General features: G+C 50.6%; 10 protein-coding genes. All 10 read left to right on the forward strand.

Annotation, left to right across the window (positions count from 1 at the left end):
- Positions 1-11 precede the first annotated feature (11 nt).
- Entirely contained in the window at positions 12-380 is a 369-nt protein-coding gene (gene rpsM / locus C8D98_RS03700) for a 30S ribosomal protein S13 (RefSeq protein ID WP_132872132.1), read from the forward strand.
- A 13-nt stretch (positions 381-393) separates the two neighbouring features.
- Positions 394-777, forward strand: coding sequence for a 30S ribosomal protein S11 (rpsK, locus tag C8D98_RS03705; RefSeq protein WP_132872134.1), 384 nt, complete (start codon positions 394-396; stop codon positions 775-777).
- A 12-nt stretch (positions 778-789) separates the two neighbouring features.
- Positions 790-1,416, forward strand: a complete 627-nt coding sequence (gene rpsD, locus C8D98_RS03710; protein ID WP_132872136.1) for a 30S ribosomal protein S4 — start codon at positions 790-792, stop codon at positions 1,414-1,416.
- Between the two features lie 23 nt (positions 1,417-1,439).
- Positions 1,440-2,444: a DNA-directed RNA polymerase subunit alpha gene (locus tag C8D98_RS03715; RefSeq protein ID WP_132872138.1), complete on the forward strand. Its 1,005-nt coding sequence runs from the start codon at positions 1,440-1,442 to the stop codon at positions 2,442-2,444.
- Entirely contained in the window at positions 2,445-2,798 is a 354-nt protein-coding gene (rplQ, locus tag C8D98_RS03720; RefSeq protein WP_132872140.1) for a 50S ribosomal protein L17, read from the forward strand.
- Between the two features lie 539 nt (positions 2,799-3,337).
- Positions 3,338-17,287, forward strand: coding sequence for a DUF4347 domain-containing protein (locus tag C8D98_RS03725; protein ID WP_132872142.1), 13,950 nt, complete (start codon positions 3,338-3,340; stop codon positions 17,285-17,287).
- Between the two features lie 133 nt (positions 17,288-17,420).
- Positions 17,421-18,209, forward strand: a complete 789-nt coding sequence (locus C8D98_RS03730) for an ABC transporter permease (protein WP_132872144.1) — start codon at positions 17,421-17,423, stop codon at positions 18,207-18,209.
- Positions 18,206-19,423: an ABC transporter ATP-binding protein gene (locus tag C8D98_RS03735; protein WP_132872146.1), complete on the forward strand. Its 1,218-nt coding sequence runs from the start codon at positions 18,206-18,208 to the stop codon at positions 19,421-19,423. Before C8D98_RS03730 ends, C8D98_RS03735 begins: the two co-directional genes overlap by 4 nt.
- A complete protein-coding gene (locus C8D98_RS03740; protein ID WP_132872148.1) occupies positions 19,420-19,635 on the forward strand; it encodes a hypothetical protein in 216 nt (71 codons plus the stop codon). The genes C8D98_RS03735 and C8D98_RS03740 overlap by 4 nt, the downstream gene beginning before the upstream one ends.
- A complete protein-coding gene (locus C8D98_RS03745) occupies positions 19,632-22,337 on the forward strand; it encodes a glycosyltransferase (protein WP_132872150.1) in 2,706 nt (901 codons plus the stop codon). The genes C8D98_RS03740 and C8D98_RS03745 overlap by 4 nt, the downstream gene beginning before the upstream one ends.
- The last annotated feature ends 17 nt before the right edge of the window (positions 22,338-22,354 follow it).

The following is a 22,354-nucleotide window of genomic DNA, read 5'->3' on the forward strand; positions in this document are numbered from 1 at the left end:
GGAGGCTTTTTGTGGCACGTATTGCTGGTGTTGACATTCACAACAATAAAAAAGTCGAGGTTGGCCTTACAGGAATTTACGGCGTAGGTCGTGAAACTGCTAAAACAATACTTGGCGTAATCGGCGTGGACCTGTCCAAAAGGATAGGTGATCTTTCTGAGCAGGATATATCCGCTATCAGAAAGTATATCGAGGAAAATCTTACCGTTGAAGGTGATCTCCGCAAAGAGATATCTCTGAACGTTAAGAGACTTATGGAAATCAGCTGCTATCGCGGCCAGAGACACAAAATGCACTTGCCTTGCAGAGGTCAGAAGACCAGAAGCAACGCAAGAACAAGAAAAGGTCTCGCCGGAAAGCGCGGTATCAAGAAAAAGTAAGGATTGAACAAAGATGGCTAAAAGAGGCTCTAAAAAAAGAGAGAGAAAAAACGTCCCCAGAGGCGTTGCTCATATCAGGTCAACTTTTAACAACACTATCGTAACATTCACCGATGCACAGGGCAACACTGTTTGCTGGGCAGCGGGCGGCGGCGTGGGCTTTAAAAACTCACGTAAGTCCACTCCCTTCGCAGCACAGATAGCCGCTGAGCAGGCTGCTAAAAAAGCGGCCGACAACGGTATGCGCGAAGTGGAAGTTAACGTTAAGGGTCCCGGCGCAGGCCGTGAGAGCGCAATCCGTGCTATCGCCGCTGCCGGCATGAAAATCACCGTTATCAGGGACGTTACACCCGTTCCCCACAACGGATGCAGACCCAGAAAGAAGAGAAGAGTGTAACGGAGGCTTAAGTTGGCTAGGTATACAGGTGCAGTATGCAAACTTTGCCGTAGAGAGGGCATGAAGCTCTTCCTTAAAGGCGAGCGTTGCTACAAAGATAAATGCGGTTTTGAGAAAAAACCTTACGCTCCCGGTCAGCATGGCCAGGCACGCAAGAAACTGAGCGACTACGGTACTCAGATGCGTGAAAAGCAAAAAGTTAAAAGACTGTACGGCGTTCTTGAAAAACAGTTCCGCCGCTACTTCGACAAAGCAACCAGGATGCAGGGCATCACCGGTGAAAACCTGCTTCAGCTTCTTGAAAGAAGACTGGACAACATCGTTTACAGAGCAGGATTCGCTGGCAGCCGCAAAGAAGCAAGACAGATGGTCGGTCACGGTCATTTCCTTGTGGACGGCAAACCCGTTAACATCCCCAGCTTCCTTATCAAAGCTGGACACATAGTTTCCGTGTGCGAGAAATCACGCGAAAACTCTAGAATTAAAGAATGCGTTGACACTGCGGAAGGCAGGGGCGTTTCCGAGTGGATCTCACTCGATAAAGGTGCCTACAAAGCGTCTGTTCACAGACTTCCCGCAAGAGACGACATCGGATATGAAATTCAGGAACACCTGATAGTGGAACTTTACTCCAAGTAACGTTTTACACGGAGGTTAAGATAATGATCATCATGAATTTTCATGAAATCATAAAACCCAGAAAGATTGAAGCTCTGGGTGAAGTCACTAACAGAAAAGGCGTGTATGTCGCAGAACCCTACGAGAAGGGATTCGGCACAACTGTGGGCAACGCCCTCAGACGTGTTATGCTCTCTTCAATCGAGGGCACGGCTGTCACAGCTGTTAGGATCGACGGCGTAAGCAACGAGTTCGCCGCACTCGAAGGTGTTTATGAGGATGTAGTAGACATCCTTCTGAATATCAAAATGCTGGAACTGAAACTGCACACTCACGAAACCAGACGTGTGTATATCAGAAAAAGAGGCGAAGGCCCCGTTACAGCCGGTGACATCACCGGTGACACAATGGTGGAGATACTCGACCCCGGCCAGCATATCTGCACAATAACCGACCCCAACAAAGAGCTCTACATGGAGTTCGTTGTTAAAAGAGGTATCGGATATGTGCCTGCCGAAGAGATTGAAAAAGACAACGACGAAGTGGACATGCTTTCTGTTGATGCGGTTTTCACACCCATCAAAAAAGTAAACTACTATGTTGAAAACGCCCGTGTCGGCCAGAGTACTGATTACGATAAGCTTACTCTGGAAATCGAAACTGACGGTTCTATCAATCCTGAGGACGCAATAGGTTTTGCGGCAAAAATCATCAAAGATCAGATGAACCTTTTCATCAACTTTGATGAACCCGTAGTGGACGATTCCGTGTCTGAAGACGCAAGCCAGAACGACCACCTGCTCGACCTGCTCGACAAGAGCATTGAAGAGCTTGAGCTGTCTGTTCGTGCTTACAACTGTCTGAAGAACGCCAACATCAAGACACTTGCAGAACTCTGCATGAAAACAGATGCAGAAATGCTGAAGACTAAGAACTTCGGCCGCAAGTCTCTGGAAGAGATCAAAAAAGTTCTCTGCGAACTTGGCCTCTCACTCGGCATGGATCTGGAAGCTATCGGCTATAACAGTATAGATTCGGAGGAAGAATAGATGCGTCACGGTGTGAGCGGAAACAGACTCGGCAGAAAACCTGCCCACAGAAAGGCAATGGTTCGCAACCTTGCCACATCTCTTGTGGACAATGGCCGTATCGAAACAACCGTAGCTAGAGCAAAACAGCTGCGTATGTTCATCGAGCCCATCGTTACACTTGGTAAAAAAGGCGACCTTGCTGCACGCAGAACAGCACTCAGCAAGCTCCCCAACATCAAGATTGTTCACAAAATCTTCGACGAGATAGCTCCTAAATTTAAAGAGCGTCCCGGCGGATATACAAGAATAATCAAAACCGGTTTTCGTCAGGGCGACAACGCCTCAATGGCGATCATCGAATTCGTAGACTAATCAAAAGGGAGCTTCGGCTCCCTTTTTTGTTCTTCAAATCAAAATTCAGACTTCACTATCTCACTTCTTTTTCACCAGCAAATTTTTTTATAAAAATATTTTGTTTTGCTGATTAATTATATCTGTATGTAAAGTTCACGCATGGCATGTTCTGAGCGTGGAAATAATAGTGACAAATATAAGCCTTAATATGCAGTTAGCGCTATTCTTATCTGAATATGGGTTACTTAACAAGTGTTTAAAAGCGTTGGAAATCATGTATGGGTGTAAATCTATTTTACATATAACGTGAAAAAAAGTGTGAAAAAACACTCAAACCTACCAGAGTTGGTGGTTAGAATTATGGTATAATGTTGTACAATAGGTGTAGATTATTACGCACTTTATGCATAGTTGTGCTTATCACGTCAAACCATTCAGTGCGGTATCTGTTTGAAGGTGGCGGCTATAAACATACCACAAGCAAAAGTCACCATTTAAAATCAAAAATGATTATCCGGCGCATACACAAATGCGTTAAAAGGATTAAAAGGTGACATATGAGCTCGTTCAAACAAGTATCCTTCGTTCTTAATAATGTTGAGAATTATCAACAGCTGGCAGCCGAGGCCGGAGCAAATTCTGAAGTTTTTATAATCAACTCTGAACTTGATGCCCTTGAGCAGATGGCTGAAATTCTGCAAGATTATAGTGATCTTGATGCTCTGCACATAATATCCCACGGCAGCAGCGGAGTCATAAACCTGGGCTCGGTGCAGCTTTCGGACACTAATATAAATGAGTATTCAGCAGTTCTTTCGGTAATAGGCTCATCGCTTTCAGAAGAGGGTGACATTCTGGTCTATGGGTGTAATGTAGCATCCGGATATGAAGGCAAGTCTCTGATAGCATCACTTGCACAGGCGACAGGAGCAGATATTGCGGCTTCAGAAGACCTTACAGGTGCGGCAGATAAGGGCGGCGACTGGGTGCTGGAGTTCAGAAGCGCAGAGATCAATGTTGATTCGGTCTCAGCGGAATATGCAGGTGTACTCGATTCCGTAACTTATACGTTTGAAGTTGAAGATCCTCTGTGGTCAGTTCTTTCAACTGTCTCCGGCGGGTTTGCCGATGGTTATCCTTCAAGTCTGAAGTATAGTGCACCTGACGGCAATACACTGGTATTTACCCTTGATGATCCTGATAATGCAGGTTTCTCTATATTTCAGCCCATGACTGGTGGTGAGTTACTCTGGAGCGGCGAGAATGACTCGTATTCATCACACCCTCACTCAATAAGCATAGCCATGGAAGGCGGAGGCGCTTTCAACCCCACTTCCATCAAGGCTGCATGGGACGCAGCTGGAAATTACATCGGCAACCCTGTTGATGGAAGACCGACACCCGATATAACTGTTACGGCATATGATGAGAACGGGGATGCTATTCCCGGCAAATCAGTTACAATACATGATGTTACTTCACCTCAGGGTTTTGTGACATTCGATCTTTCATCGTTCGGATCTGTTTATAAGATTGTGGTCTCAACAACCGGAGCAGATCTGATGCTCGATGATCTTGTTTTAGATAACACACCTGCACCTTCGGACACGGCTCTTTTGACTTTTGAAGCCGGAGACGGCACTACATCGGGACTGGGAACGAAAACAGTTACATATGACGATACTGGTTCAGGTGTTGAATTTACGGTTGAGGCGACTGCTTCCCAGATCATAAGCTCATCTGTCGGCGGTGCTCCTGACGGGCGTGCGGATGCGGAGGCTTTGTATTTCGGTTGGGATGAAAAAGAAACATCAATAAAGGTTTCAGTGGAATCAGGCAAGGCGTTTGACCTTGTTTCATTTTATATAAGCAACCAGAACGGTGCGGGAAATGAAGATTTTACAATAACAACTGATAGCGGCGGGTCATATACTTTCACCTTTATAGATACCGGATCGATCACGAAACAGCTTGTAACAATTCCTGCAGGAGATGCTGACTTTAACGGTATCACATGGTTTACCATAACATCTCCGGCAGGTGGTGCTTTTATTGAGCTCGATAACATAAGCGTAGAAAATATCACTGCTGCGGCTGCCGATGCAGCCCCTACTTTAGCAGCCACCGGCGCAACACCTTCATATGCAGAGGGCAGCACCACCGGAGTTGACCTGTTCAGCTCTGTTACAGCGGACACTAACGACAGCGGACAGGTATTCACAGGATTTATAGTTACGGTTACTAATGTTTCCGACACCACAGAGTATCTTACCATAGGCGGAACCGACGTAGCTCTTACTAACGGCAACTCAGTTGCTGTGTCCGGCGGAACAGCCTCTGTCAGTATAGCAGCCGGTACGGCCACTGTGACAGTGTCCGGTGTAAGCCTTGCCAATGCTGCCATGGGAACGCTCATTGACGGAATAACATATAAAAATCTTGATACGACAGCAACAAACGGGAACCGTGTGGTTACCGTAACGCAGATAACGGACGACGGCAGTTCCTCAAATACGGCGGCTCCCAACATATCTGCTACTGTTAACGTCAGCGGACCTATCGATATCACCTTTGATTTTGAAGCGAACACTTCACCTGTAAGTGACGATACAGGAGCAACGGTTGACTCAACAGCAACCCAGACGAAAAATGGTGAAACCATTGAGATAGTTTCAACAGGGGGAGATTTTTCTGTCGGAGCGGAATCTGCTATTTTTGGAATGGATATCGGTGCCGGATTCAGCGGGGATATTCTTTCATTTGACATGATGGACGGCGATTTGGATTCTGAATATGCTTCGACACGGATAGATGTTGATCTTCAGTCGGGCAAATATTTCACCCTGAAATCCATATCCATATTCGACAATTACAATGTTGACCACATCGGTCAGGATATCAAGATCATAGCTAGCAACGGTACCGAATACACAGTTGTAATAGACTACGAAGGGGATGATAACGGCGGGGTTACTGTCGATTTGTCAGGTGTTGCGGGTTTTGACAATATTACCAGTTTTTACATATACGCAAACGGCCTGCCTATGCAGCTGGTGATTGATAATATTGAACTTGTCAATATCAGCTCCACACCTGTTCTGACTGCTCCCACCCTTTCAGCAACTGGTGAAACTCCTACGTTTACCGAAGGCGGTTCTGATGTTGACCTCTTTGATACTGTTACAGCGGATACTAACGACAGCGGACAGGACTTCACAGGATTTGTGCTCACCGTTACAAACGTCGCCGACACTACGGAATATCTTACCATAGGCGGCACGGATGTTGCGCTTACGAACGGCAACTCGGTTTCCGTTTCCGGCGGAACGGCATCAGTCAGTATATCCGGCGGAACAGCCACGGTGACAGTGACAGGGCTCAATCTTAACGATTCAGCTTTCAGCTCACTGATTGACGGCATGACTTATAAAAACACTTCAGGCAGTGTGACCATCGGCAACCGTGTGATCACAGTTACGCAGGTGACTGATGAAGGCAGTTCAAATAACACATATTCTCCGAATATAACATCAACGGTAACAGTAGCGGATAGTGTTTCTTCGCTTCCGTACACTATTCTTTTGAGATTAACAGACACTTTGAACGCTAACTTCAACACAATGGCAGGGTATAATATTGACGGCGATAAAGGGTCGGCAATTGCAGACAGCAGATATGCTATGCCGGACAGACTTTCATCAAACATGCTTGTGCACGGCAACCTTATTTATGCGGTAATATATGATAATAATGCAAATCTTTATGCAACATTTGCAAAGTTCGACGGAGTGGATTTTACATTTTATGAGGGGATAACATTTTCCGCTGTTTCAACCATGGTGGCGGCTGATGACGGCGACGTTTACATGCTTGCCACAGCATCTACAGATTCGTCAAAATACTATTTATACAAATTCGATGCTCAGACGGAGACCGTTTCAAAGGTTATAGATATCATATCCCACCAGAGCATAATATTTGAATATGCTGACGGAAAGCTTTATTTCGCATGCAATGAAGCATCAGGCTCTTATATTAGCGGCGGAGTTTACACCTACGACGGTACAACCGTTTCCGCACTGACCATAAGCGGCGGCTCTACTATTCTAGGCGCACCGTCCAACCAGTCGAGTTATGTTGTTGAGTTCAACGGAACAACCTATATTGTCGGCAGTGAAACCGTCGGCGGCAACAGCATAAAAAATATTTACAAAATAGACGGTTCCGGTAACGCTGTAAAAGTGACCAGCAACGCCAATCAATATCTGCACCCGGGACAGATGTGTGAATACAACGGCAGACTTTATTTCACACTGACCGACCTTACTCCATCTTCTGAAACCAGCTATCTGTATTCCATCGGAACCGGAGCCTCGGAAACACCCCAGCTCGAATGGGCGGGCACCCGTGTATATCAAGCAACTGTTCTGAATGGTGAGCTGTATGTTGTCGGAGGTGCGTCTGCTTATGCCCTTGACCTTTATAAATACGACGGTTCCGCTTTTAACAAAATTACAAATATCAATACTGCAAACAACGCATACGGAATAACGAACCTTACCTACCATGACGGTAAGATCTATTTCCTTGCCACGGCAGGAATAGATAACCTTAGAAGTCTATATGCTTACGATGGCACAAGCACAGAGCTTATTGTTTCATATACCGATCTTGGCGGCTCGGGTATTCGCAACGAACTTGTGAACGATATTTACAATTCAACTCCCCTTGATATATTCAACGGCAATATGGCTGCATTTCTTACAGGCGCACGGGGTATCGTTTACGGAGAATCAGGAGACGTGATAACTGTTGCTCCGAACCTTGTTATCACTGACGTTGACGGGAACAATATCACAGGTGCGACAGTTGAATTTTCTGAAGGATTTCAGGCAGGCGACCTGCTTGCCATAACCGAAGCCAGCGGTATAACCGCAAGTTATAATTCAAGCACAGGTGTTCTCACTCTGTCCGGAACAGCTACCATAGCCGAATATCAGGCGGTTCTGCGTACACTTGAACTTACGGCGGCCGATGAGACCGGAGACAGGGTTCTGCTTCTCAGGGTGACCGACGAAAGCGGAACGACATCCTCCGCAACTAACCTTAATGCTTTTGCTTCCGTTGCAATTGCTGACAGTGAAAGTGAGACTGTGATTGTCGACTTTGCATCAATGCCGACCGGCCTTGCAGAGTCAGGGTGGGCTGGTGAATGTTCCGTAGCGTCATCAAACCTTGACAATATTAAATTTATAATGACTGCCAGCGCAGTGGGAACGAGCCTCGGCAGTATAGTTACACAAAGTGATTCCGGCGGCGGTCTGCAGTATAATGCTACTGACGACACCATGTACGCTTCTGTAAACAACGCATGGGATCTGACAACCATCAGAAACGTTATGAGTCTGGTTATCGCATCCGAAAACGGCGAATCGTTCGAATTCCACGGCTTCACAGTGAAAGGGTCCGTCATGTCTTTATCAGGTATGAACATTGTGGGATACAAAGACGGGGTTCAGGTTGCACAACAGTCTGTGGCGGCACTGAGCAACTCTGTGAACAATATCGTACTTTCATCCGACTTTGACGATGTGGATGTTGTCTGGATAACCAGAGTGGCCGGAACATTCAGAGCTCAGTTTGATGATTTTATCATAATTGAAAAGGTGTCTTCCGCATTTGCGGCTCCCACACTTTCGGCCACAGGCGCAACGCCCGTGTTTGATGAAGCAAGCGGCACAGTAGTTGATCTTTTCAGTACTGTCACAGCAGATACAAACGACAGCGGACAGGTATTCACAGGGCTTAAGCTCACTGTTACAAACGTTGCCGACACCACGGAATATCTTACCATAGACGGCACGGATGTTGCGCTTACGAACGGCAACTCGGTTTCCGTTTCCGGCGGAACGGCATCAGTCAGTATATCCGGTGGAACAGCAACCGTAACCCTGACAGGGTTCAGCCTTTCCAATACGGATATGGGAACCCTTGTCGACGGCATAACATATAAAAATGATGATTCAACTGCCACTGCGGGCAACCGTGTGGTAACGATCACCCAGATAACCGATGACGGAGCATCTGCCAATACGGCAGCCTTAAGCATAAGCTCCACTGTAACTGTCAGAGAGCCTTCGATCACGTCTGCAACCTATGACGCCTCCACAGGTGAACTGGTTGTCACCGGAGCGGGGCTTACTGCCGGAGATTCCATTGACACCACTAAACTTACGATAACCGGAGAGGGCGGAAATACTTATACCCTTGCAGGTTCATACACTGTAACGGCCTCAAGCGCTACATCGTTCACCGTTACACTTGATGCCACAGATCAGCTGTTTGTGGAGGGGCTGCTGAACAAGAACGGAACCTCATCAGCAGGCTCAACAACGTTCAATCTTGGCGCAGCTGCCGAATGGACGGCAGGCGCTCCTGCGGATTCAACCGGAAACGGTGTAACCGTGAGCAACCTTTCCGCTCCGGCCATATCCGGTGTGAGCTATAATGCTTTCACAGGTGTTCTGACCGTAACAGGAACAAATTTTGTTCATCAGCCGGGTGCGGCAAACGACATAGATGTCTCTGCATTTACCTTCACAGGTGAGGGCGGCGGGACCTACTCTCTTACAAATACATCCGATGTGGAGATAACTTCGGCCACATCCTTCACTGTAACGCTCAGTGCTACAGATGAAGCCGCAGTGGAAGCAATTCTCAATGCGAACGGAACAAGCTCATCCGACAGCACGGTCTATAACATTGCCGTTGCAGATAACTGGAACGGGCCTGTTACAGGCGGCGATATCAGTGATTCCACCACAGCCGTTAACGTTACGGGACACGGTACTGCTCCTGTTCTGGATCTGAACGGAGGCACAGCGGGAACGGATGTGACACTGACACTCGGTGCGGCAGAGAGCGGGCTTGCTCCTTCTGTTGTAATCAGCGACGTTGAGAACGATGTCTCCGGATGGGACGGTTCAACCCTTACTGTTCAGCGTGTGGATTCAGGCGGTGCTGCCGACGGATGCGCACACGACGTATTCTCGTTCGTATCTGTTGATAATTTTGTAGTCAACGGATCAGGCATTACACATGGGGCGGACTCAAACGGTACTCTTTCGACAACCGGAGGCACTCAGTTTGCCACATGGAGCTATACCACTGCCGACGGCAAACTGCTTATCAGCTTCGATTCCGATGCGACAACTGCACTTGTTCAGGAGGTTGCTTCATCCATCGGTTATGAAAATGCAACGCCCTACGGTGATGCAGTTATAGAATTTTCACTTTATGACGGTATGATAACTACAAAATCCGAAGTAACCGTCACCAGCAACATTATCCACGTTACCCAGACGGATTACGACACCGACGGCGATGCGGCTGACGGTCTCAGCCTTTACGAAGCTCTGGCAATAGCGAAGGACGGCGATACGATCCTTCTCCATGACGGGGTATACAGAGGCCAGTTCGACATAACCAAGGCTGTGACCATTGATGCTCTGAACGGCGAAAACGGCAACGTTGTGATAGAATCGCCCGATGCCGACGATCTTGTTCAGGTTCTTCCCGACATGATGACCAACAACGGACGCTGGCGTATGCCCGTTCTTAACGTCAACACCAGCGGCGATGCAGGAACAGTGACCATAAAAAACATCACGGTTGACGGCCGTGATCAGGGTCTGGCTGACGGCTTTGCCAACAATAAAGACCTCCTCGGCATAGGCATAGTAAACTCTAATGTCTTGATAGACAACGTTTCCCTGTCCAACTTCCGCTGTGAGGACAGCGGCGAATGGGGCTGGGGAGAGAACTTCCCGATAATGGCCGAGGCGGATTCCTCACTCAGCAGTGTTGTTAACGTTACAATCCAGAACTCCGATATATCCAACTTCCAGAAAACAGGTATAGTCGGCTGGGGACCCATGCTGAATCTCACTGTGGATAGCACGACCATAACCGGTTCCGGAACAGCCGGAGTAGCCGGTCAGAACGGCATTCAGGTGGGTTCAGGCGGTCTGCGCACAGGAACAACGGCAACGATAACCAACAACACCATAACCAATTTCGGATTTCTGAGCAGTGTATACGCCGCAAGCGGTGTGCTTATTGTAAATGCCGGTGATTTAACAATTACAGGCAATACATTTGAAGGCACAGCAGATGGTTCCGGCAGATTTTCAGGTGTGGGCATAAATGATGTTCTGAACGGCACCATTGAGATGAACGTTTCCGGCAACACCTTCACCAACGCTGACTACGGCATCCTGAACGAAGCTTATATAACACATATTCTGACAGTCGGCACAAACGATTTCAGCGGCGCAACAATAGCGGTTCACGACAGCTATATCATTGCTGATCCCTCAACTGAACTGCCCTTCGACAATGCCACTACCATCAGCATTCACAGCACTGCCTCTCCGGCAGTGGGAGCAGTGGCATACTATCTGTATGACGGAGACGACTCCTTCACAGACACAGGCTCTGTTGACTCAGTTGTTTACGGCGGCGGCGGAGACGACACCATCACCACAGGCAGCGGAGACGATGTTCTTGCGGGCGGTCTGGGGGATGATACCCTCACAGGCGGCGCAGGAGAGGACGTCTTCCTGTTCCAGGCTCAGGAGACAGTTCCCGAAGCTCCTACTGTTGTTGTATACGACATCACGGATTTCGGTGTGGACACCATCACCGATATGACCCAGAGCGATGCCATCAGGGTCACAGGTGCTGACTTCTCGGATCATATCGTTCTGGAAGGCGATGGAACCAACGTTGAGGCTGCTTCAATGCAGGTCAGCTATGATTCAGGAACAAACACCACCAGCCTGTTCATTGATACCGACGGCTCAGACGGAGCAGATCTTCAGATAAATCTGTCCGGTGAGTTCAGCGCAAGCCAGTTCGGCTTCAACGGCGCAGATATTTTCATTGGTGCTCCCACCCTCGACCTGAACGGTGCGGGCGGCGGAACAGACGTTTCCGTGACCCTCGCTTCTGCGGCAACAGGGCTTATTCCTGCTGTTGAGATAAGCGATGCGGAGAACGATATCGCAGGATGGAACGGCGCAAGCCTTACCGTTCAGCGGGTCGATTCCTCAGGCAATGCCGACGGAAGCGAATATGACGTGTTCGGTTTTGCCGCCGCAAGCGGAATTACCGTCACAGGTTCGATCACAGAGGGTGCTGATTCCAACGGAACTCTTTCATCCGGCGGAACGTCATTTGCCACATGGAGCTACTCATCGGCAGACGGCAAACTCACTATCGATTTTAATGGAAACGCCACGACCGCTCTCGTTCAGAGTGCGGCCGAGGCCATCAGCTATACAAACGACACGCCTTTCGGCGATGCAAACATTCAGGTAACTCTGGATGACGGAGTCAGAACTGTGACATCCGAAGTTACAGTGACCAGCAACATTATCCACGTCACCCAGACTGACTTCGACACCGACGGCGATGCCGCAGACGGATTCAGCCTTGCCGAAGCACTCGCAATGGCTCAGGACGGCGACACTATCCTTATCCATGAGGGTGTTTACAGAGGACAGTTCAGCATAACGAAGGCTGTCACCATTGATGCCTTCCAGGGCGGAAACGTTGTGATCGAATCTCCGGACACAGCAGACCTTCAGGCTGTGAATCCCACAGAGCTTACCAATAACGGACGCTGGCGTATGCCCGTCATAAACGTTGACACCAACGGCTCAGCCGGAACAGTCATAATCAAAAATATCACCATAGACGGCCGTGATCAGGCTGTTATGGATCTGAACAACGGAAGCGGCGATTTTATCGGTATCGGAATAGCCAACAGCAATGTTGTTGTGGACGGAGTGACGATTAAGAATATAAGAAGCTCCGACAGCGATATGTGGGGCGAAAGCGAAAACTACGGTATCCTTGCGGAGGCCGGAAGCGCACTGTTCACTCCGGTCAGCGTAACGGTCACAAATTCTGATATTTACAACTACCAGAAGACGGGAATCGTAGGCTGGGGACCGAATCTTGACATTACAATTACGGACAACGATATAACCGGAGCTGGAGTTGACGGTACATGTGGCCAGAACGGTATTCAGATAGGCTCTTCAAATACCGACCGTTATGGAACAACAGCCACAATAACAGGCAACACGATCTCCGATCTCGGCTTTGAAAACAACGTCTACGGTGCCACAGGTATAATCCTGAGACAGACAGGTGATGTCACCGTTTCAGACAACACGATATCAGGTACTGTGGACGGCTCGGGCAACTGTGCCGGCGTTACTGTATATCAGGGACTTAACGGTGTGACCATTACAGTTGAGGACAACGTTTTCAACAACACCGACTATGCGATATTCAACGAGTTCCAGTCCAGCGGCGTAATCCTGAATGTGAACGGCAACGATTTCTCCGGCTCTGTTCTGGCCATTCTGGACAGCCACGGCCTGCCCGACACAGTATGGGGTAACAACACATTCGGCAGCTCGGCCACCAGCCTGACAGTGAACAGCAGCGGAACACCGATGAGCGGAAAGCTCTCCTACTATCTGTTCGACGGTGACGATACGCTCACCGACACGGGTTCAGTGGATTCGGTTATTTACGGCGGCGGCGGAAACGACACCCTCACAGCCGGAAGCGGGGACGACATCCTCGTGGGCGGTCTGGGTGACGACACGCTGACAGGCGGTGACGGCAATGACGTATTCCTGTTTGAAGCGGTTGAGTACTATCCCGAATCCACAACGGAAGTTATGTACAATGTGACCGACTTCGGCACAGACCTGATAAAAGATTTCTCTGAAGATGATATTATCCGCATTTCAGGAGCAGATTTCGACAATCATAATGCAGTGGCAGGCAACGGAACCAACGTTCTGGCCGACACCATGCAGGTCAGCTACGACTCCGGAACGGACAAAACCACCCTTTACATCGACACGGACGGCATCAACGGTGCTGACCTTGTTGTGAAACTGGACGGAGAGTTCGAAGCAACGGATTTCCTGATGAGCGGAACCGACATAAGATACGAGGTCAACGTAGCTCCGACCGTTTCACTGACGGCACTGGGCGGAACTTCGGATCAGACCACAACGGCACCTATAGCACTGTTTGATGCCTCAGCGGCGGATACAGGCAACAATTCACAGACGTTCTCATCCCTCACCCTCACGGTTGAAGGTGTTGAGGATGCGGCTGAATATATAGTTATAGACAGCGTCGAGATAGCACTGACAAACGGCAACTCTGTCTCCGTTGCAGGGGGAACAGCATCTGTCGCCCTTGTTAACGGCACAGCGACCCTTGTGCTCTCCGGCCTTGCCCTTTCAAACAGCCAGATACTGTCGCTCATTGACAGCATCGCATATACGAACGATGAAGATGAACCCACCATTGGCGACAGGGTCATCACCCTTACGGAGATAAAGGACAGCGGAAATGCGGCGAACACCGTAACCCCCAACATTGCCTCAACCGTCAGCGTCAACCTGTATTCAGAACCTGAACTCACAGTGACAGGTTCTGATGTCACCTTCACCGAAAAAGGCGAGGATGCGGTGAGCCTGTTTGAAATAACAGCCGCCGACACAGGGGACAGCGGTCAGACCTTCACAGGAATCAGGCTTACGGTAACAAACGTTGCCGATGCCACTGAATATCTTGTGATAGGCGGCGCAGAGGTTGCTCTGGTGAACGGAACCAGCGTCAGTGTTGCGGGCGGAACAGCTTCGGTTACAGTCGTAAACGGTACCGCCACTCTGGTTCTCAGCGGAATAGATCTGGATAACACAGAGATGGCCGCACTGGTGGGCGGAATAAGCTACCTGAATACAGATACCACACTGACTGCGGGAGACAGGGTTATAACCATCACCGAGGTCACAGACAGCGGAACCGTAAGCAATGTCAGCACTCCCAACGTATCGGCAACAGTCAGCGTTGAGGATCTGTTCACTATACCCACAGTAACTGTTGCGGCTGCCGGAGGCACTCTGGCATATGCCGCCACAACCCCCGTAGACCTGTTCGGAACGGTAACATCCGCCGATACAGGCGATGAAGGCGAATCCTTCACCGGGCTGAAACTGACAGTGACAAACGTTTCCGATTCCACGGAAATCATAACCATAGGGGGAGTGGACGTTGCGCTTACCAACGGAACCAGTGTCAGCGTTGCGGGCGGAACAGCTTCGGTTACAGTCGTAAACGGCACTGCCACAGTGACACTCACCGGACTCGATCTTGACGCAGCAGAGCTTGGAACTCTTGTGGATGGTGCGGCATATAAAAATACCGGAATAACACCCACAGGCGGCAACAGGGTTGTCACCCTCACGGAAATAAGCGACAGCGGTGCGGAGAACAACACTGTGACACCAAACGTGTCCTCAACAGTGAGCGTGACAGCAAGCCCCGCAATAACCAATGCAGCGTTCAATGCGGCGGCAGGGGTTATTACAGTCACAGGAACCGGACTGGCGGCAGGCGATGTTATCGATGCCACCAAGCTGACCCTGACGGGCGAGGGCGGAAACACCTATACGCTGGCCGGAACTTACACCGTTGCGGCAACTGCAAACGGATTCAGCCTGACACTGACAGAGACCGACCTTCTGAACGTTAAAGGTATTCTGAACTCCAACGGAACAACGGCAGGCGGAAGCGGAACCTTCAACCTTGCGGCGGCTTCCGGCTGGAGTGTTACGAAACCTGCGGCTGCGGATGCATCAAACGCTGTGACAGTGAGCGGTTCAGCATCGCCCGCTGTTTCATCCGCAACATACAACGCCGAAACCGGAGTTATCACCGTTACCGGTTCTAACTTTGTTAAACAGCCCGGTGCGGCAAACGACATAGACGTGACCAAGTTCACCTTCACAGGTCAGGGCGGCAGTGTGACACTCTCAACCACTTCCAAGGTTGAGACAAGCTCCGGTTCAACTTTCTCAGTGACCCTGAGCACCGCCGACAAAGCCCTTGTGAATGCTCTTCTGGACAAAAACGGAACTGCCTCTTCCGGCGGAACCGCATATAACCTTTCTCTGGCCGACGACTGGAACGGACCTGTAACTGGCGGCAACACTGCCGACACCACAAACCCCATAACGGTGAGCGGTGTCAAGGTTGTTGAAACTGTAGACGGAGTTGCGGTTACAACTGAAACTACTACCGTTACCCAGACATACACCGACCTGAACGGAAACACAGTGACCCGTGAGGTTGAGACCGAAACGGTGACCGTTGCACCCGTCACCGACACAAGAGTGAATCAGGAAGGACCCGCCGCAACAGCTGAGATCCCGCTGTTCTGGGGCGAAAGCTCAAGAACGGAGTGGGCTACGGTTGCGAGCCTTCCCGTTGGCGTGGGTATAGCCACCAGCGGCGTTCGCTCACCTGTTGACAACAGAACGCTGAACGACGCAATAGGCGACCTGCTTTACTATATCGATACGACCGCACCCACAACAGACGGAGCCAGAACAGGAATGCTGGCGGGCGGTTCGGGCTTCCTCCAGACACTTTCAGACTCCACCGACACTCTGATAGTGAACAAGGTGACCCTGACAGTTGCCGGAACGGACGTTCCTGCAACACCTGTCGTCATAAGCGGTACGGCAAACAGTGTAACCACACCCGCAGGAACCGCAACTCCCAAAGAGGCGATCGTTATTGATGCCTCCGCTCTTCCCGCCGGAACACACCTTGACCTGCAGAACATTGAGTTTGCGGTCATCATAGGCAGCGGAATCACCGTGAGGGGTGGTGACGGAGCCAACATCGTGTTTGCGGGAGAGGGCAGTCAGAACATTCTGCTCGGTGCGGATGACGATGAACTCCATGCAGGCGACGGCGACGACTTTGTCGGCTCTCTGGCAGGAAACGACAGAATATTCGGCGAAGGCGGAAACGACCGCATGTCCGGCGGCGACGGAAACGACTTTATGCACGGCGGAGACGGAATGGATACCGTGGTCTACAGCGGCAATATGAAGGACTACATCATTACCCGTGACCATGGTCTGACTTATATCAGCCCCGTTTCCAACCCGTCAGAAAAGGATGTTATCCTGAACTCCGAGCACATCGAGTTTGCCGACGGAACATACAATATCGATAACAGCGATGAACTGACATATGTCGCATCGCTCTACACCCAGATTCTCGGCAGACAGCCCGAAGTTGACGGCTTCCAGTACTGGGCAGATCTGGTTGAAGATCATAACCTGTCTGTGGGCGATATGACCATCTGGTTCATGAAGTCCGCAGAGTATGAAACGGCTGCGGGCGTTGATTTCGACACCCTTTCTGCGGCAGATCAGGTTGAGCAGCTCTATGTTGCCCTGCTGGGAAGACCTTCGGATGCGGACGGTAAGGCTTACTGGCTGAGTGTTCTGGATTCAGGTCATACCATTCAGGATGTTGCGGAAGGCTTCGTTACATCCGTTGAGATGCAGGGTGTGTATAACCTGCCCGACGATTGGAACTTCTTCTCTTAAGGGCGGAAGTTTAAAAATATAATGAAAGCTCCGGAGCCTTTCAGGTTCCGGAGTTTTTTTGTTGATTGCCGTTGCCGTGTCTTTAATGATATGTCATTATCGAATATATATTTTTTTCGGGACGACGGGGACTATGCAGGATATTTTGGTCAGTGTGTGGCGATACAGATATTTTATTTTCAGCTCCGCAGCAGGCGAGTTTCAGGCCAGATTTGCCAGAAGCAGACTCGGCGGGTTCTGGGGTGTTCTGGGGCCGCTCTGCCAGTCGGCGGTGTATGCTCTGGTGCTCTCCTCCGTGCTTTCGGACAGGTTCGGCGGCGGGTCTCATCCCTATGCCGCATATCTGCTTGCGGGCACTCTGGGCTGGGCTTTCTTCTCCGAGGTGATCCTTGCGTGCGTCAACGTTTTCACAGGTAACGCCAATCTCATTAAAAAGGTAAGCTTTCCGGGGATTGTTCTCCCGTTTTCTGCGGCTGTTTCGGCAGGTATCAATGCCGTTCTGCTCCTTTTTGCAGTTCTGACCGTTTTTTTCATCTCCGGCTGGCCGCTCAGCGTCCACATCCTCTGGATTCCTCTTATCTACGGAGTTTCCTTGATATTTGCCATGGGTTTCGGACTGATCCTGGGGGTTCTGACCGTTTTTATAAGAGATATCAGGCACGGTGCGCAGATTCTGATGCAGCTGTGGTTCTGGCTGACACCCGTTGTCTATGCCGAAGGGATGATCCCCGAAAAATACAGATACCTTCTGAAGCTCAATCCCGCATATCCTGTGGTGAGCGGTTTTCAGGACGTGCTTGTATACGGCAGAATGCCCGACTTGGGGCATTTGGCGATGACAGCCGCTCTGGGTGCGGTTCTTATTCTGTTTGCCCTGACGCTTTACAGGAAGGCGGCGGGCGAAATGGCGGATGTGCTGTGAAGGTGCTCAGTGTTTCGGGTATCGGCAAAACATACAGAACCTACGGCTCGGAGCTGAGACGCATTGCCTCATGGTTCGGAATAGGCAGTGGCGGATTCCGTGAGAGCAGAGTGCTTGAGGAAGTCAGCTTCTCCATGGAGCCGGGCGAGGCCGTGGGCATAGCCGGACACAACGGTGCGGGCAAAAGCACACTGCTTAAGATAATAGCGGGAATGACCAGACCATCCGAAGGGCGCATTGAGCTTAAGGGAACTGTTTCTGCCATCATTGAGCTGGGGCTGGGGTTCAACCCGGAGTTCACCGGAAGGCAGAACGCCGCACATTATCTGGGTATGACGGGTTTTCAGCCGGATGAGATACGCAGGGCGATTCCGTTTATCGAGGAGTTTTCGGAGCTGGGAGGGTATTTCGAAATGCCTCTCAGGGTCTATTCCAGCGGAATGCAGGTAAGGCTGGCGTTTGCGGCGGCAACGGCTTTCAGACCGGATGTGCTGATAGTTGACGAGGCTCTGGCTGTGGGCGACGCATATTTTCAGCATAAGAGTTTCGGCAGGATAAAGGAGTTCCGTGACAGCGGAACGGCGGTTCTTCTGGTCTCCCACGACAGGCAGGCGCTTCAGAGCGTCTGCGGAAGGGTCATTCTTCTGGACGGCGGAAAGCAGGTTATGGACGGCAGTCCGGCGGACGTTTTGGACTATTACAACGGGCTGATGGCGGTTCGGGGTGCGGCGGCGGTGAGCCAGACAGCCGTTACCGGAGGACGGATGCAGACAGTTTCAGGCACAGGCGAGGCCAAGACCGAATCGGTGGGTCTGTTTGATGCCGACGGAAACAGGGTGACGGTGCTCAAGGTGGGGCAGGCTGTTGAACTGCGGGCAGAAGTGGCGGTATATGCACATGTGGGCACGCTGAATTTCGGATACATGCTTAAAGACAGGCTGGGGCAGACGGTCTACGGCACAAACACATGGTTCACCGGACAGGCTTTTTCCGCTGAGGCGGGAGACAGATACATTTTCACCGTACGGTTCAGCGCCGACATGGGAGTGGGCAGCTATTCGGTCACCACAACCCTTACCGACGGGCTTTCCCATCTGGACCACAACTGCGAATGGAGGGATTTTGCCCTGATGTTCGAGGTTGTTAATACTGATAAAACACATTTCGAGGGGCACAGTCATATCCCCTCGGTGATAGAGATAGAGAAGAGATGAACAGACAAAAGGTTAAGAAGATACTGAGGCGGACGGCGGACATGCTGTTCAAAGTGCCTTATGCAAAAAGAATATTTCTGGCGGTTCTGCCGGAGTCCCTGACTGACAGGATATTTTACCGTCTGGGGATCCCGTCACTGAAACCGGGGCTGAGCCGTGAGGGACTTGGTATTCTTAAAAAACTTAAAGACATCAGGAGCGGCAGAGCATGAGGGTTCTGCTGAGGCTCAATGACGGCTCGGATTTTGAAGGGGCAAAGAGGCAGATATCCGCAGAGGATGATGTACGCCTGCTCTATGTGGGCAGTGAGCCGCTGAGGGTTCGTGAGTATTTCTCAGAAGTTCTTCCGCCCGAAAGGATAGTTGCCGTTAAAGATGTCGGCGTAAAGGGGCTTGCTGAGTATGCGGCTTCCCTGATGAATCCTGTTTCGGGAGGGGATACTTCAACGGCGGACACTAAAAAAATAGCGGTGGTGTCGCCTCTGCCCCCGGTGAACTCCGGCATTGCGGGCTACACTGCTGAGCTGGCCGAAGGGCTTGTTAAGTTTTATGACGTTGACCTTATCACCGTTCAGGATACTTCTGATGTAACTTCCGTTCCTGCCGGTTGTACGGTCAGAAGTGTTTCGTATTTCAAAAAGAATTATGGACGATACGACAGAGTGCTCTATCAGATGGGAAACTCCGGACACCATGCCCACATGCTGAAACTGATGCGAACCTGTCCGGGTGCTGTTGTCCTCCACGATTTCTATCTGGGACATCTTATGGCGTGGATGCAGTATATGGAGCTGGCTTCGGACTACCTGACCGAAGCGGTGCTGTTTTCCCACGGCATAGGCGGGCTCAGATATCTGGCTGAGAACGGGCACGAGAAGACAATGTGGCATCTGCCCGCCAACAGAGAGATTTTTTCCGGGAGCGTCGGCGTTCTGGTACACTCGGAATATGCCCGGAAACTGGCTGAAAGATACTACGGCGGCGAATATTCCGACCGTGTCCGTGTTGTGCCGCAGGTGCACCGTGAGTCTGAAAAGACCTGCCGTGAATCTGCCAGAAAAACACTGGGGCTTAGCGGCTCTGAGCGCATTGTCTGCTCCTTCGGACACATTGGCAGTGTGAAGGACAGCGTGCGGCTGGCAAGGGTTTTCAGAAACATATCCGGCATGAGGCTGATATTTGTGGGAGGTCATACAGACCCCGCCTATGAAAAGCTGATGAACGAAACCATTGAAGGAACGGATATCGTTGTCACAGGCAATGTGTCCGACGAGACCTATGCAGATTACCTTAAGGCGGCCGATATGGCCGTTCAGCTCAGAACGGCAAACAGGGGCGAAACTTCCCGTGCTGTTCTGGACTGCATGGCAAACGGTCTGCCGGTGATCATAAACGCTGACGGCGCAATGGCGGAGATCCCGTCCGATTGTGTGAAGGTGCTGGACGGGAACTGCACCGACGAACTGCTGGCGGCCGCCATAACGGAACTGATGGACGATAAGGACAAAATGGAAAAACTCTCCGCAAACGGCAGAACCTACATTAAGAAATGTTCTCCTCTGTCCGCAGGGCGCAGGGTCTATGAGGAGCTTGAAAGCCTTTACTCGGAGGACTGCGAAACGCATTTCGACAGATTCCTTGAGGACGGGGCGGAAGATATCAGAAAACTGGACGACAAGGGGCTTGAGCGGCTGACAAAAGCCATCATCCACTGCCGTTCGGTGATTAAAAGAAAATATATTTACGTTGATATATCAGTCGTATACAGAACAGACCACCGCACAGGGATTCAGCGGGTGGTGCGCTCGGTTCTGCGTGGACTTGCCACAGGCAGGGTCTACGGGCATTTCATCATGCCTGTGTACATTGCCGACGCGGGCGGGCGCAAATGCTACCGCAAAGCCCCTGAGTATGCGGCGAAGCTGATAACAGAGTTCGGAGGCAAACCCTATATGGATGAGCTTCTGGAGCTTGAGGATTCCGGCGATATTATAGAACCCTGTCAGGGAGATATCTTTCTGGGGGTGGACTTTGACGCTGTCAAGGTTTACGAAGCCCACAGAGAGGGACTGTTTGCCGGATGGCGGGAGCGGGGCGCAGGGGTGCATTTCGTAGTGTACGACCTTCTGCCGCTGAGATTTCCGCAGTATTTTCCCCACTATGCCGAAAGTGTCCATGCCGACTGGCTCTATGCAATAGGTATGTCTGCCCACAGCCTGATATGTATATCCGCCGCAGTTGCGGATGAGCTTAAGGAATGGCTGAAAACCAACATTCCCGAATGCAGGGCGAGGGTCGGATGGTTTCATCTGGGGGCGGATATTGATGCATCCATGCCGCAGAGGGGACTGCCCGATGGTGCGGAAAAATTCATAGCAGAGTGTGCAGACACCGCAACTTTCCTTATGGTGGGCACTGTGGAACCCAGAAAAGGGCACTATCAGGCGGTGAAGGCCTTTGAGGTTCTTCTGGACGGCGGAGCAGATGCCCGACTGGTGGTAGCGGGCAGGTTCGGCTGGCTTGCGGACGAGACTGTGAGAGCCATTGAGAACAGCAGGTATTACAACAAAAAAATATTCTGGCTGAAAAATGCCGCAGACGACTATCTGGAGCGGCTCTATTCCGCTTCCGCATGCCTTCTGGCGGCAAGCTACGGCGAGGGGTTCGGGCTTCCGCTGATAGAGGCGGCGCAGAAGGGTCTGGCGGTCATTGCCAGAGATATACCCGTGTTCCGTGAGGTTGCGGGGGGTAACGCTTTCTTCTTTTCCGAAGCCACTGCGAGCGGACTGGCGCAGAGGATGGCTGACTGGCTGAGACTTTATGAAGCGGACAAGCACCCCAAAAGCGGCGCAATGGGGTATCTGACATGGGACGAAAGCACGGCGAAGCTAAAAGAACTGATAGTTAAATATTAACTGTATTTTATGATATA

The organism is Seleniivibrio woodruffii, from assembly GCF_004339245.1.
Taxonomy (GTDB): domain Bacteria; phylum Chrysiogenota; class Deferribacteres; order Deferribacterales; family Geovibrionaceae; genus Seleniivibrio; species Seleniivibrio woodruffii.

Excerpts from the sequence above, each read along its gene's own strand:
- C8D98_RS03745 (WP_132872150.1), top strand. The coding sequence starts at position 19,632 with ATGAGGGTTCTGCTGAGGCTCAATGACGGCTCGGATTTTGAAGGGGCA.
- C8D98_RS03740 (WP_132872148.1), top strand. The coding sequence starts at position 19,420 with ATGAACAGACAAAAGGTTAAGAAGATACTGAGGCGGACGGCGGACATG.
- C8D98_RS03730 (WP_132872144.1), top strand. The coding sequence starts at position 17,421 with ATGCAGGATATTTTGGTCAGTGTGTGGCGATACAGATATTTTATTTTC.
- C8D98_RS03725 (WP_132872142.1), top strand. The coding sequence starts at position 3,338 with ATGAGCTCGTTCAAACAAGTATCCTTCGTTCTTAATAATGTTGAGAAT.
- rplQ (WP_132872140.1), top strand. The coding sequence starts at position 2,445 with ATGCGTCACGGTGTGAGCGGAAACAGACTCGGCAGAAAACCTGCCCAC.
- rpsK (WP_132872134.1), top strand. The coding sequence starts at position 394 with ATGGCTAAAAGAGGCTCTAAAAAAAGAGAGAGAAAAAACGTCCCCAGA.
- C8D98_RS03715 (WP_132872138.1), top strand. The coding sequence starts at position 1,440 with ATGATCATCATGAATTTTCATGAAATCATAAAACCCAGAAAGATTGAA.